This window comes from Roseateles sp. SL47, from assembly GCF_026625885.1.
In the GTDB taxonomy this organism is placed as follows: domain Bacteria; phylum Pseudomonadota; class Gammaproteobacteria; order Burkholderiales; family Burkholderiaceae_C; genus Roseateles.
Window position 1 is genome coordinate 3,482,579 of the sequence record NZ_CP113068.1, and the last position, 12,653, is coordinate 3,495,231.

The following is a 12,653-nucleotide window of genomic DNA, read 5'->3' on the forward strand; positions in this document are numbered from 1 at the left end:
GACGTCCGGCGCGTCAAGATGGTCGGACCAGACGCTCACCGCTCTTGAGTCCCGAGCGCTGCAGGCTGTGCATGCACTCCCACTGCGCCGCATTCCACTGGGCAGGGTTCTTTCGCATGCCCCACATCAGCTGCCGCATGGCCTTGGGCCCGGCTTGCTGAAGCGCCCACTGCACAGCCCGCGATTCGTCCTGCAACTCCTGGCGTCGCACCGCGTCCATCGCCTCAATGGCCAGTGCCACCACATGGAAGCGGTCATCGCTGATGGCCGCTTCCGGCAGCGCCAGCGCAGCGCCCTTGGCGTAGGCCGCACTCATGTCCATGCAGATATGCCGCACCTGGGCCGGGTCGCCCCCATGTGCCTTCAAGTCCCCCACGAAATCCACCACACTGTGGTGATCACGCCCCTCGGTGGCAAAGAGCAGCCGCTTGCGCAGCAGGTCGTGCACGACGGTGATGTAGTGATGCCCGCGGCGCAGGCTCGTCTCGTCGATACCCATCACCTCCACACCGGCGAAGGATTCCAACGCCCGAGCTTGCCCGACGTGAAACTCGATACGCCGCCACAACTGTTTGTCTGTGCAACGCAGCAACTTGGCGGCCTGACGCACCGGAAGGTCACGGCACAAAGCCAGGGCCAAGGCCTCAAACGCCGCCGTGAAGCCCGAGCCCGGACGGGCCCAGGGCACCTCCAGTTGCGTGGTCTTGCCGCAGCCCGTGCACGCCGCGCGGGGCACCTCGGCATGCAACCAAGCCTCGAACTGGAAGAAGTCCAGATGGCGCCAAGACCGCCGCAGCCGGTCGTGAACCTTCTGGGCCGCCGCCCCACAGGCGGGACACGCCAGCAGCCCTGCGCCGCAGTGCACCTCGAAATCGATGCGCTTGCGCACCGTATCCAACTGCACGTCCCGCACCTCGCATCGCGCCACCAACCCCAGCGCGCTGGTGAACAGGGCTTCCACTCCGATGCTCAACTCACTCTCCCAATATGGCGCTTCAGTGCGTCCAGATGGCCGCTATTGTCGTGTTGGGTTCCACACGAAACGACGAAGGGCCGGCACCGACGCTCAACTGAGCCGGCTCAAGCGACTGTTTGCTGCGGATGCGGCGGTGATGAAGCAGCTCAATGCGCTTGAGCCGTGCATCGAAAACAGCGCTCAGTGCCGCGCCGACGGTGCGCCACGTTGAACGCACCGCCGATTGCACGGAGTCACCCAGCTAGAGATCATCACGTGTGAGCATCATGGGTCCGACGCTGAGGACCCCGAAGGTCAGGGCGAAGGCCCCGACAAGAATCGCGCCAATCACTTCAAGCATGGACTGCTCCTGACTGCCAGGAATGGCTGAGTTAGCGATGGATCAGCCTTGTTCACCCAAGCTGCAACACGCAGCAAAAGCGCAAGGCCGGGCGATCAATACTAGCCCCGTACCGCTGCGGCCATCAATCGCGTTCCCCTTTGTCCCACCGCGCGATTGGGGGATTCCATGTCCCGAAAACACGGCCCCTCAAACTTGCCGAAAAAGCACCGGATGAGTGCAAAAACACCGGGAAGTACGCCCCTTGTACTCCTCCCGCATGCATCCGGCCGCCACGCAGGCTCGCCTCACGATTTCGCATGGTGAAGCGGTGAAAAAACGCTCTGCTTCCGTCGAAACGATCCCCGCTACAGGGCTGGTCTTTACATATCGAGGCTGGTCTTCCCCACCCGTTGAAGGGAAGATCGATCCATTCCCCTCAAGACCTGGCCCCCAAGGGACGCCAGCAATGAGGCGATGGAGTCACTTCCAGGAGCACTGCATGTCTTGTGATCACGGACACCGCCATTCCATCTTCTGCGTATTGCCCCCTTATCTGCTGGACGAAATCGCCCGCAACGGCACGCCAAGCCAGCGGCAGGCAGCACTGAAGACCAAGTCGATGGACCACACCTTCCGCTCGCTGCGTCTGTCCGGCCTGAGCGGTCGGTCGACCCGCACGCTCACGCCCTCTGCTGCTGCGGTGGCGTCGCCCGTTGCAGCGGTGAAGCGGCGCACCATCTACAGTGCCAACCAGACCGAGGCGTTGCCCGGCACGCTGGTGAGGGCCGAAGGCCAGGCCGCGTCGGGGGACGTGATGGTGGATGAAGCCTACGACGGTCTGGGAGCCACGTTCGACTTCTTTGCCGAGATCTATCAGCGCAATTCCATCGATGACGCCGGGCTGGCCCTGGAGGCCACGGTGCATTTCGGCAAGGACTACAACAACGCCTTCTGGAATTCTGTGCAGATGGTGTTCGGGGACGGCGACGGGGAACTCTTCAACCGGTTCACCATCTCGCTGGATGTCATCGGGCATGAGCTCTCGCACGGCGTGACCGAGGACGAGGCGCAACTGCAGTATTTCAATCAGTCGGGGGCGTTGAACGAATCCATGTCGGATGTGTTTGGGTCCCTGATCAAGCAATACCACCTGAAGCAGACCACCGACCAGGCCGACTGGCTGATTGGGGCGGGGCTGTTCACGTCCAAGGTGAAGGGCGTGGCGCTGCGTTCGATGAAGGCCCCGGGCTCCGCGTTTGACGACCCGGTGCTGGGCAAGGATCCGCAGCCCAGACACATGGACCAGTTCGTGAATACCTTCGAGGACAACGGCGGGGTACACATCAATTCCGGCATTCCCAACCACGCGTTTTATCAGGTGGCGACCCGCATCGGCGGCTTTGCCTGGGAGCATGCCGGCCGCATCTGGTACCAAGCGCTACGGGATGCCAGGGTCAAACCCAACGCCAGCTTCCTGGCGTTTGCGCGCGTGACGCTGGACGTGGCCAACACGCTGTACGGGGCAAAAAGCCCCGAGCGCCAGGCGGTGAAGGACGGCTGGGCAGCGGTAGGGATAGCGCTGTGAAGCGCCTGCGCCTACCATCCGCTGCATGAAGATCTGCTACCAGCGCGACGGCGGCTTGGCGTTGATGCCGGGCCTGCAGCGCCCGATGGAGTTTGATGCCGACGGCCTGGACGATCATCGTCGGCAGGAACTGTCGCGGCTGGTGACGCAGTCTTGTTTTTTCGAACAGCCGGCCCAGGTCGGGCACGTGACGCCCGGGACGGCGGATCACATCTCGGAAATCCTCACCATCGAGATGGCGGGCACGCGCCACCAAGTTCGCATCGTGGGCACACCAGGAGATGAGGCGCTGAGCGCCTTGTTGCGTGTGGTCAGGGACGAAGTGGCGGTGCTGCGCCGGCAGGGGCGCTAAGGCCCCACGGCGTGGCCGTGGCTCACACCAGCCGCTTGAAGGTGATTTCTTCGATCAGCGTTTCACTGCCCATCTGGCGGATGGTCTGTTGCACGACTTCTGCGCGACCTTCGGCAGCGAGATGCTGAATTTCTCGAGCGGCACTGTCAAACACGAGCGGATGCTCCAGACCTGTCCCCGCGTGAGGAAGCTCGACCAGCGCCCCACGTTCCGAATCGAGGAAGACCGACATGGCGATGGAACTCATATGGACCTCTTGTTGGGATGACACCACCCCACTTTATGCTGCATCGCAGCAGGTTCAAGTAGGTCCAGATTGACCCTAATCAACGAACCGTCGTCTTGCGGCCGGTGGCGGCGTCTTCAAAACCGCACCGACACACCCACGGTCCACGACCAATCCGGGGCGGCTTTGCTGATGCCGCGGAACACGGCGGTGTCCAGTTGCAGATCGGGACTGAGTTGCCAGGTGAGGCCGGCGTCCAGCGTCACCACCTTGCCGCCATTGCGGTTGGAAGTGAGTGACTGGCCCGCCACCTCCACAAATGCGCGCCACGACTCCTTCAGCGGGATGCCCAGGGTGGCGGCCAAAATGCCACCGACATAGCGGCGGTTCTCGCTGTTTCGCTCCTGATAGAGGCCAGCCATGATGCCGGCCGAGAGGTCCCGGGGCAGGTCCCATTCCGCCGTGAGGCGCGCAGATGGCCGCCAGCCTTCGCCTTTGAACTCGGACGAGCCCGATGGCGCGTCCACATGGAACAGCCAGGCCATGCCCGGGCTGCTGCCGTCCTCGGCGCCGTCGGCGATATGCCATTTGATGCCCAGCGAACTGTCCGCAAACCCGCTGGCCTTGTCGGTCTGCCCGTCGGCGCTGACTCGGGTGCGTACCGCACCGTCCGTCTCCAGCCGCAGTTCCACATTGTCCCAGGCGCCCCAGCGCAGCAGCGTTGGCGTGGACCAGGCCCGGCTGCGGACGCCGTTGGATTTGTCCCGGTCGAACGCGACGCTGGTTTCGATCTGGAACCGGCCTTTGCCCACCGTGTCGCTGGATTCCACAAAGTCTGGCCGATCGGTGGCGATGCCTTCGTCGGCCCGGCTGATGCCTGGCACTGTCATCAGCCCGGCCGCAGCGAGCGCCATCACCAGCGCGAGCCGGCTCTGCGTCCCGCGCGTGGCATGAGGCGAGGTCGCCAACGGCGAAGAGCGAAGGGCAGTGGAAGACAGCATGAAGTCACCTCGCTGAATGTGAAAGTGATGGGGTGAAAGGGAGGGTGTGAAGGGGGATGGTGTGAAGGGGAGGTTGTGAAGGGGAAGGAACGGGTACACCGTCTGGGACAGGCGGTGCGGACCCGGAGCCACTGGTTCGACTGTAGTGATGACCCGGGCTGGCGAACAGCCTCCCTGTTGTTCCGAGGTGTCAGTGTCCGGATTCACAGGCACTGGCGCCCGAAACCTGGCGCTGGAACTGGCACTGGCGTGGTGGTGGTCTGCCTCATTCATTGGTGACAAATTCCGGACGCCTACTCGGGCGCCCAGAAGTGTGCCAAGGAGATTCGAGCCTCTGGCGCGTATGGTTTGCTCTACCGCTCGGTGCGCAAGAAGGGCGAAGAGTGCGTTGCCGTGTTCCGCCCGAAGGCAAGCCAGATTCCGGTGATCCAAGGCGCCCACGTCACGCGCGTGTGGGACGGAACCAAGATTGAGAGCTGGTTCGAGAAGTCCCAGCTCAAGCCGCTGTAGCCGGCTTATCTCACCACAAGCCGCTGTAGCCGGCTCATCTCACAACACAAGGCCCCGCCCGACGTCATGTCGTGGCGGGGTTTTTTCTGCTTACATCTAAGGCATTGAACCCTTGTAACCCCCTTGATCCAGGGCCGCCTTGTGGGGAAGTTGCGTCTCTCAGCCAGTCTTGAATAGCTCCTGCGATCTGCGTCGATCAAGCATTTCGGCAACGAGCGCAGACTTCGAAACGCACGGTCCGTTAAAGGCTGGGAGCGGACATCAGGAGGCATCGGGGCCGGACGGAAACTGCCCTTCACCAAATCGTGAACTCGGCACCACCGGTTCGTCGGGGCCTCATTCCGGCTTGAAACCTGAGCTCCTCAGGAGTTTGGTGCCCTGAGCGACATCGGCTGCGATGAACTTCTTGAACTGCTCGCTACCTTCCGAGAGTGCTTCGACGCCGATTGCCGCATAGGCGCCATTGCGTCCCAGCTCTGACGACGCTTGCGTAACCGCCGCGCTCAACCTTGCAACCCGGTCTGCTGGCGTTCCTTTCGGGACCCACACGCCGTACCAGGATGCGTATTTGAAATCCTTGAGACCAGCTTCCTGCATCGTCGGTACTTCCGGAGCCAGAGAGCTGCGCTTCTCCGCCGTGATAGCCAGAGGTCTTACCTTGCCGGATTTCGCGAGCGGCACCAGCGACACCATGGAATCGAGCAGGAGGCTCACATGGTTCCCACCCACGTCTACCAGAGCGGGCTGAGTTCCCTTGTACGGAACGTAGGTGAGCTTGAGCCCTGCCTGTTTCGCAAAGAGAAGCGTCGCCAGATGGCTCGGGGCACCGGCTGCAGGGATGGCGGCCATCCACTCGTCAGGTTTGGATTTTGCGGCGCCAATCATTTGACCGAGCGTCCTCGGCGCGAGTGCCGGCGCGATGACAAGCATGAGCGGGGCTTCACCGACTCGTGCGATCGGCACGAAGTCCGTCTGCGGGTCGTATGGAGCTGTCGCCATCACCTCTTTGGCGAGAACGTGAGTGGCTGCTGAGAAGAGCATGGTGTAGCCGTCGGCCGGAGCCACCTGAACGGCCTTGCCTCCGAGGGTTCCACTGGCCCCGGCCTTGTTCTCCACGACGACTGGCGTGCCGAGCTGCTTGCGGAGCTGCTCGGCCAACAGCCGCGCGGCGTTGTCCACGCCGCCACCCGCCGCGAACGGCACGATGATGCGCAGCGTGCTGCCCTTCTCGGGAAAGGGCTGTGCGCCCGCTGCAAGGGGAATCACGGCGCTGGACATCACAGCGATGAGCACTTTGACCAACTTCATGGTGTCTCCTTGTTGTTCTCTATCGGGGCCAAGCAATTGCTCAGGGCGAGATTTCTTCCAGCGCCTTGTCGGTCGTTTCAATCATCTTGATCGAGGCGAAGAGCCCAACGACGGTCGCTCCCGCGAACATCAAGAAGACGCTCGCTACGCCTTGGGCCGTGAGCATCATCCCGACCATCGCTGGCGCTGCGGCGGAGGCTGCCCGCAACCAGGAGGTCGCCAGCCCGGTGCCGATGGCCCGCATGCGGGTCGGATAGATTTCCGGCGTGTAGAGGTACAGCAGCACGGTGGTCGTACCCATCACGGCATAGGCTGCGGAGGCGAAGAGGGCCACCGCCCACACACTGTGCGCGCCATTTGCGACCAGGGCCAGAAGCAGCACGCCGGCGACGATGAAGCTGCCTGTGGCCCAACGACGTCGCCCGACCTTGTCGACCCACATCGCGCAGGCGAAGACGGCGCAGACGCTCAGCACATTCGTCATAGAGGCCAGCCGCAGCGCGTCTTGCAGCGGCAGGTGGTAGACGGTCTTGTAGAGGGTGGGCAGCCAGTTGTTGATGCCGTTGGCGACGAAGTACGACGACGCCCACAGCACCCACACGATGAGCGTGCGAGGCCGATAGAGCGGCGAGAAGAGCTCTTTCCAGCCGGCCTTCTTCGTGGACTTCAGACCTGCGGCCAAGCGGAGCTCACGACTCTGCACCTTCTCTTTCTCGCGATTGACGTCAATCTGCCGATGCGGCGTGGCCGCCTCCAGCGAACTGATGACCCGGTCGGCGTCCTCCCAGCGGCCCTTGGACGCGAGCCAGCGCGGCGATTCGGGCAGGCGGGTCATGAACACCAAGACCAGCAGGCCAGGGATGCCGCCAACCAGGAACAGAAGCTCCCAACCGTAATGGGGGACCACAAACGCTCCCACCTGCGCCGCAGCCATCAGCCCCAACGGGAAGATGAGCTCGTAAAGCACGAAGAAGCGCCCGCGGCCTTTGGACTGCGACATTTCGTTGATGTAGGTGGCGGCAACCGGCACCTCACCGCCCACGCCAATGCCCTGCAGGAAGCGCAGCAGGAACAGCATCTGCACGCTGCCGGCGAACGCGCAGGCGATGCTCATGACGGACATCACCGCGACGGCGGTGGAAACAGCCGGCACGCGCCCCCACTTTTCACCGAGCCAACCGAACAACAAGGCGCCGATGACCTGGCCGATGTAGCCAGCCGCGATGAGCAGGCCAACCTGACCGGGGCTGAGGTGCCAGAGGCCCACGAGCACCGGCAAGACGAACGCCAGGCTGAGCGCGTCGAAGGCATCGAGGAACGTGGCGGTTCCCATAACGACGCGGGTCTTTGTGTGCCACCGGCAGAACGGCACGTTCTCGATGCGGAACAGCAGCTTCGCCGCTTTGAGCGCTGAGGGGGATGGCGTCTCGGTTGGGACGCTCGGCAAAGGCGCCGCTGCAGCTTCGCTCGAGTAACGAGCTCTGCCGGCGCCAGGGTTCATCGCTTCTTCCATGGGGACGGACCTCAGAAGTTATGTCGAATGCCGCTTTCGAAGGCCGACGACTTTTGGCCTCCGAAATAGTTGACCGCAGCGGCGACGCCGCTCACCGCCGGACCGCCTGCAACGGAGAACGAAGCTCCGCCCTTGTTTGCTACGCGGGAGGCATGGGCGTAGACCGCAGTGCGCTTGGACAGATAGTGCACGTAGCCGGCACCAATCAAAGTCGCATCGTTCGCATTCAGGGCGGCGGTCGCCCCCTTCTGGTCGGCGCGAACGAAGGTGAACTTCAGGTCACCAAAACCCAGAGGAACCAACGCGGCAACGAGCGTGTTCGTGGTCTTGTCCGTGCCATAGCGCCACTGGCGTTGACCGACGCTCACTTTCACGACCTTGAAGTCGTAGGACGCGCCCCACACGCGGTCGATGAAGTCGCGGGCGGCATTGGCGTTGCGCGTCGTGACCTGTGCAACGCCAACCATGAGTTGCTCACTGCGCCAGGCCAAGCGGCCGCCATCCGTCTTGGCGGAGCCAGCGCCAGCAGAGCCGCCTTCTCCTGCGCTCACGAGAAGCGAGCCATACACACCTGCGAGCCCGGTCGGCAGGAAGTACTGTGCCGTGTTTGCGATACGAAGCGTCGGGTTGAGCTGGTTCGCATCGGTGCTCACGCCGAAGGCTTGCCCAAGCGCCCGCGACGCGAAGACCGAGCGGAAGCTGTTGGCGCCGGCGATGCCCAGCGTGATGAACGGGTCCAGGTCGGACCAAAGTATGTGGGTCGGCGCCCAGTCACGTCCCAGCCGAATCTCTCCAAAGCGGTCATGAGCGAGACTGACAGTCGCTCGGCGGTCCCAGAACGGGGTGTTCACCGCGCCACTGTCGCTGAGGATGGTGCTGTCGAGATAGACGCCGGCGCTCAAGCCATCGCCGAGGGATTCTCGTGCCTGGACGACGAGTTTGCTGGTGGTGTTGGCACCACTCACCTCGGAGTCGATGCTGCCCAGCCGGGCATTCTTGACGTGGCGAACGCCGACGTCGACGGTGCCTGACAGCGCAACCAAAGTCTGCGCGTAGCACTGTCCGCCGACCATCCCAGCCACGGCCGCCAATGCGGCAACGGGGAATCGGAACATGTCTTGTCTCCTATGCCGGCGTTCCTCGCCGGACGTGTAGGTTGCCGGGTGACCGAAGTGTTCTTCGCGCCACGGGGCGCCGGCGCGCCAAAGATGTCGGTTGTGAGCCACCGACGGCACTGCAAGAGATGGCAAAGCCTCCCCTGCAGTGCTCAGGCTTCTCGCTTACTTGGCCAGACCAGCAGCGCGGAGGGCCGCTGCGATTTCCGTTCCGGCGCCTTCAGCCAGCGGCAGCAGCGGACTGCGGACCGTGGCGTGTTCCAGGATGCCGCGAGCCACCAGGCCGTGCTTCAGCGCGACGGTGCCTTCCATGTGGCTGCCGCGGTGGTAGACGTTCTTGGTCACGGGCAGTAGACGGTCGTGGATGGCACGAGCCTTGGCGTAGTCCTTGGCCTTGCCGGCGGCAATCAGTTCAATCAGCGGTTCAGGGGTCAGGCTGCCGTAGCCGACCAGCGCGCCGTCCACGTCGAACATGGTGTGCAGCAGGTACTCGTCGTGGCAGGTCAGGATTTGGAGGCCCGGCCGTTCCTTGCGGATGACAGGAATCTCGGTGTCCCAGCGCTTCATGTTGCGCACGCCGTTCTTCATCGCGAAGACGCCCGGGAGCGCAGCGATTTCCAGCTGCGTCTTCAGGTTGTATGTGGCCTTGGTGGCATCCGGGTACTGGAACAAGATGAGCGGCAGGCCGCTGGCTTCGTAGATGGCCTTGTAGCGGTCTTGCGGCGCACCGTCCTGGTAGCCGAAGCGCAGCCAACCGTGGGACGGATACACCAGGCCCGCCGAGGCACCGGCCTTGACGGCGCGCTTGGCCTCTTCAGCCGCGACTTGCGTGCCTTCCAGCGTGATGCCGGCAATGATGGGCAGGCGGTCGCCCACGGATTCGCGGAAGGCTTCGATGACGCGCAGTTGCTCATCACGCTCCAGGAAGGTGCCTTCGCCGGCGTGACCCAGGACGGTCAGGCCCTTGACGCCCTCGATGCTGCCAAGCCAGCTGCCGAGGCGCTGGATGGCTGCGTAGTCGACGGCGCCGTCGCGGGTGAAGGGGGTAACGGGTGCGGGCACGAGGCCGCGGAGGTCTGGGGCTTGCATGGATGTCTCCTGATATCGCAGTGCCGAGGGTTGGTGACTAACCTGGCCGTTTTCTCTCTGTGCGCGGCTTCGTGCCGGTTGCGGGATACGGTTCGGTTGGAGGGAATGTAGAAATCCCTCGACCATCCGCCTAGCCACACGTCAGATGAATCAGCCATGCCAGAATTGGCATATCTCATGGAGGCACGCATGAACATCGCGGCAGTACGCCTGTTCCTCGAGGTTGTCGAGGCTGGGAGTCTGAGCAAGGTGGCGGCACATCGGCAGACGGCCCAGTCGCACATCAGTCGACACATCACCGACTTTGAAACCGGCTTTGGCGGACCACTGTTCCGGCGGACCGGGCGCGGGGTTGTCGTCACCGAGCTCGGCGCAAGGGTTGCCGCCAGGCTGCGTCCGTGGCTTCAGGAAACCGAGCAAATGGAACTCGAGCTGAAGTCCGACTCCGGTCGCATCGTTGGGCGGGTGACGCTCGGCCTTATTCCGACCGCTGCCCATCCGCTCACCACCAGGCTGTTCGAGCGATTGCAGCGGGAGCATCCTGGCATCTCGCTTGACCTGGTCGAAGCTCAGGGAACTGAACTCGATGCGCTCTTGGACAGTCGTTCGTTGGACCTCGCGGTGCTGTTCCGATTCAGCAAGCCCGCTGGCCGCGAGGAAAAGCTGCTATCGAGCGTCAGCACCTACTTGGTAAGTGCACCAGGCGACCCGCTCACACGGCAGCCGACCCTTCCATTCTCTCGGTTGAAGGGACTTCGTCTGGTGCTTCCTCGACGGCCAAGTCACTGGCGCAACGCGCTCGATGAGACGGCGCGAGGACTCGGATTCCAGTTGGAGTCTGTGGCGGAAGCCGACTCACTGACGGTTCAGCGGACGCTGGTGGCCAACCAGCCCGGGCTGTACTCCATCCTCGGACCGTACTCCTTCGCGGATGACCTGCGTGCCGGGAGAGTGCAGGCGACCAAGCTCGTGAGACCGGACCTGATGCGCCACGTGACACTGGCTACGCCGCGGCACGGAAAGTTGACGCCGGCCTGCAAGGTCGCAGCGCAGACCATTCAGGCGCTTGTGAAGTCCTGGGGGAACCAGCTCTCGGAGCCTTGAGCCTCCCACAATGTGCAAAGTCCGCTTCCGCTGGAGGCTGTGTGAACACCCTCCTTGGAATGCGCGCACTGCTGCCTGGTGTGGTGAGCCAGAGATTCATTGAATTTCTCTGGTTGTATGCCCCTCAGCCAAGGAGGGCGCGGGGCAGGGGGGAACTCAGACGGGGTCCTGCGGCGCGGGGGCCACCGCATCGCTGGCGGCCTGCCCATGCCAGCGGCGCAAGGTCCGCTGGAAAAACAGGCTGTTGGGCAGTTGCAGGCTGGTGCCGCTGTGTTCGTCGCCGCTCTCCAGCAAGGTGGTGTAGACCAGATTGATTTCCACCACGCGGCCTTTGACACCAGGCTTGTCGCCCGATTCCAGCAGTTCCACCACGTCGCCAATCCGGAACGACCGCGTGATGTAGATGAGCAGGGCGCAGAACAGGTTGGACAGCACGCTCCAGGCCGCAAAGAAGGCCACGGCGCCGACGGTGGCGAACCCGGTGAAGGCGCCCCACAGCACCGCGCCGGACACCCCCAACCGCGCCAGCGCCCACAGCAGCGCGCACCCATACACCACCGCTGCCACGGTGCGCAGAAACAAGGCGGCCACCTTCACCGGCAGCGCATAGGCCTGGATCAGGCGGCGTGTGGCCAGATGCGCAATACGCATCACCAGCCAGGCGCCCGCACCGATGAGGGCGACTTCCGCCAGAGGCACCAGGATGTCCAGCCAGTCGGACGCCCAATCGGGCAGAAAGTCGTGCAGGGTTTGGAACAACTTGTTCATGGAACTACTTCAGAAAGATCAAGCCAAGCTTACAAGCCGGCGGCGTAGTGTCGTTGCTGGCGCATCGATTGCGGTGCGAGGCCGCCTGTCCGAAAGTCACTTGGTTGGGTTCAGTGGGCCTGAGCGCGCACATCGGCACCGAGCGGCTTTGTCCACCCTGGCTTTTGTGCGGAAGCCAACACAAGCCGGCGCGCCGCAGGATCGTCGCCCGAGCAACCCTGCCCTTCTCGCGAGATGGCAGCGCCGCCTGGGTGCTGATGGAAGGCGCCTTGATTCAGGACGATCAATGGCCGACGACCACCACGGGCAGCACGTCGCGCCTGACGCGGTTTGATCGCGCCTCGGGTGTGGCCCATGCGCAGTTTGTGTATCCGATCGACCCGGTGCAGGCGGCGCCGTCCCCGGCCGGCCAGTTCACGGTCAACGGACCCACGGAACTCCGGGCCTTGTCGGCCACCCGCTTCCTGGTGCTGGAGCGCAGCTTCTCGTTGGGGGGGCAATCAGGTGCGGCTCTACGAGATCGATGTCTCAAGTGCGACCAATGTGCTGTCTTCCAGCTCGCTGACCGGTGCGGTGCCGGTGAGCAAGCGGCTGGTGCTGAACTTCGAATCGCTGAAGGCCCCATTGGGTGGCATTGCCAATCTGGAGGGCATCAGCTTCGGGCCGACGCTGGCCAATGGCAAACACAGCCTGGTGGTGGTCGCCGACGACAACTTCCCGACGGCGGATTCAGCGACGGATCGGAACCAGATCCTGGTCTTCGAAGTTCAGCCTTGATGCATGG

The 12,653-nt window shown here is 63.5% G+C and carries 11 protein-coding genes and 2 pseudogenes; 5 read left to right on the forward strand and 8 right to left on the reverse strand.

Annotation, left to right across the window (positions count from 1 at the left end):
* Nucleotides 1-40 precede the first annotated feature (40 nt).
* Nucleotides 41-973: pseudogene (locus tag OU995_RS15375) on the reverse strand (ISL3 family transposase); the annotation flags it as partial.
* An 824-nt stretch (nucleotides 974-1,797) separates the two neighbouring features.
* Here OU995_RS15375 and OU995_RS15380 point away from each other — a divergent pair.
* Both OU995_RS15380 and OU995_RS15385 read left to right on the forward strand, forming a co-directional pair.
* A complete protein-coding gene (locus OU995_RS15380) occupies nucleotides 1,798-2,883 on the forward strand; it encodes a M4 family metallopeptidase (RefSeq protein WP_267830904.1) in 1,086 nt (361 codons plus the stop codon).
* A 25-nt stretch (nucleotides 2,884-2,908) separates the two neighbouring features.
* A complete protein-coding gene (locus tag OU995_RS15385; protein ID WP_267830905.1) occupies nucleotides 2,909-3,235 on the forward strand; it encodes a protealysin inhibitor emfourin in 327 nt (108 codons plus the stop codon).
* A gap of 22 nt (nucleotides 3,236-3,257) precedes the next feature.
* Here the strand turns inward: OU995_RS15385 and OU995_RS15390 are convergent, their stop codons facing one another.
* Complete coding sequence (locus tag OU995_RS15390) at nucleotides 3,258-3,482, reverse strand: hypothetical protein (protein ID WP_267830906.1); 225 nt, start codon at nucleotides 3,480-3,482, stop codon at nucleotides 3,258-3,260.
* Between the two features lie 116 nt (nucleotides 3,483-3,598).
* A complete protein-coding gene (locus tag OU995_RS15395; RefSeq protein WP_267830907.1) occupies nucleotides 3,599-4,462 on the reverse strand; it encodes a transporter in 864 nt (287 codons plus the stop codon).
* A 282-nt stretch (nucleotides 4,463-4,744) separates the two neighbouring features.
* Here OU995_RS15395 and OU995_RS15400 point away from each other — a divergent pair, with 282 nt between their 5' ends.
* Nucleotides 4,745-4,972, forward strand: a complete 228-nt coding sequence (locus tag OU995_RS15400; RefSeq protein ID WP_267836276.1) for an RES family NAD+ phosphorylase — start codon at nucleotides 4,745-4,747, stop codon at nucleotides 4,970-4,972.
* Between the two features lie 336 nt (nucleotides 4,973-5,308).
* Here the strand turns inward: OU995_RS15400 and OU995_RS15405 are convergent, their stop codons facing one another.
* From OU995_RS15405 to OU995_RS15420, 4 genes are all read right to left on the reverse strand, one after another.
* On the reverse strand, nucleotides 5,309-6,280 hold the full coding sequence (locus tag OU995_RS15405; protein WP_267830908.1) for a Bug family tripartite tricarboxylate transporter substrate binding protein: 972 nt from the start codon (nucleotides 6,278-6,280) through the stop codon (nucleotides 5,309-5,311).
* A 40-nt stretch (nucleotides 6,281-6,320) separates the two neighbouring features.
* Nucleotides 6,321-7,793 carry an MFS transporter gene (locus OU995_RS15410; protein WP_267830909.1) on the reverse strand — a complete coding sequence of 491 codons (1,473 nt, stop codon included), beginning with the start codon at nucleotides 7,791-7,793 and terminating at the stop codon, nucleotides 6,321-6,323.
* 11 nt (nucleotides 7,794-7,804) lie between these two features.
* Complete coding sequence (locus tag OU995_RS15415; RefSeq protein WP_267830910.1) at nucleotides 7,805-8,908, reverse strand: porin; 1,104 nt, start codon at nucleotides 8,906-8,908, stop codon at nucleotides 7,805-7,807.
* A gap of 165 nt (nucleotides 8,909-9,073) precedes the next feature.
* Nucleotides 9,074-9,997 carry a dihydrodipicolinate synthase family protein gene (locus OU995_RS15420; protein ID WP_267830911.1) on the reverse strand — a complete coding sequence of 308 codons (924 nt, stop codon included), beginning with the start codon at nucleotides 9,995-9,997 and terminating at the stop codon, nucleotides 9,074-9,076.
* A 189-nt stretch (nucleotides 9,998-10,186) separates the two neighbouring features.
* Between OU995_RS15420 and OU995_RS15425 the strand changes: the two genes are divergently transcribed.
* The gene (locus OU995_RS15425) at nucleotides 10,187-11,101 is read left to right on the forward strand and encodes a LysR family transcriptional regulator (RefSeq protein ID WP_267830912.1); all 915 of its coding nucleotides are present in this window, start codon (nucleotides 10,187-10,189) and stop codon (nucleotides 11,099-11,101) included.
* A 156-nt stretch (nucleotides 11,102-11,257) separates the two neighbouring features.
* Here the strand turns inward: OU995_RS15425 and OU995_RS15430 are convergent, their stop codons facing one another.
* Nucleotides 11,258-11,869 carry a mechanosensitive ion channel family protein gene (locus tag OU995_RS15430; protein ID WP_267830913.1) on the reverse strand — a complete coding sequence of 204 codons (612 nt, stop codon included), beginning with the start codon at nucleotides 11,867-11,869 and terminating at the stop codon, nucleotides 11,258-11,260.
* Between the two features lie 257 nt (nucleotides 11,870-12,126).
* Here OU995_RS15430 and OU995_RS15435 point away from each other — a divergent pair.
* Nucleotides 12,127-12,646, forward strand: a pseudogene (locus OU995_RS15435) (esterase-like activity of phytase family protein).
* Nucleotides 12,647-12,653 lie beyond the last annotated feature (7 nt).

Bases quoted from the DNA above. Each gene is read 5' to 3' on its own strand.
- OU995_RS15380 (WP_267830904.1), top strand. From the start codon at position 1,798: ATGTCTTGTGATCACGGACACCGCCATTCCATCTTCTGCGTATTGCCC.
- OU995_RS15385 (WP_267830905.1), top strand. From the start codon at position 2,909: ATGAAGATCTGCTACCAGCGCGACGGCGGCTTGGCGTTGATGCCGGGC.
- OU995_RS15390 (WP_267830906.1), bottom strand. From the start codon at position 3,482: ATGAGTTCCATCGCCATGTCGGTCTTCCTCGATTCGGAACGTGGGGCG.
- OU995_RS15395 (WP_267830907.1), bottom strand. From the start codon at position 4,462: ATGCTGTCTTCCACTGCCCTTCGCTCTTCGCCGTTGGCGACCTCGCCT.
- OU995_RS15405 (WP_267830908.1), bottom strand. From the start codon at position 6,280: ATGAAGTTGGTCAAAGTGCTCATCGCTGTGATGTCCAGCGCCGTGATT.
- OU995_RS15410 (WP_267830909.1), bottom strand. From the start codon at position 7,793: ATGGAAGAAGCGATGAACCCTGGCGCCGGCAGAGCTCGTTACTCGAGC.
- OU995_RS15415 (WP_267830910.1), bottom strand. From the start codon at position 8,908: ATGTTCCGATTCCCCGTTGCCGCATTGGCGGCCGTGGCTGGGATGGTC.
- OU995_RS15420 (WP_267830911.1), bottom strand. From the start codon at position 9,997: ATGCAAGCCCCAGACCTCCGCGGCCTCGTGCCCGCACCCGTTACCCCC.
- OU995_RS15425 (WP_267830912.1), top strand. From the start codon at position 10,187: ATGAACATCGCGGCAGTACGCCTGTTCCTCGAGGTTGTCGAGGCTGGG.
- OU995_RS15430 (WP_267830913.1), bottom strand. From the start codon at position 11,869: ATGAACAAGTTGTTCCAAACCCTGCACGACTTTCTGCCCGATTGGGCG.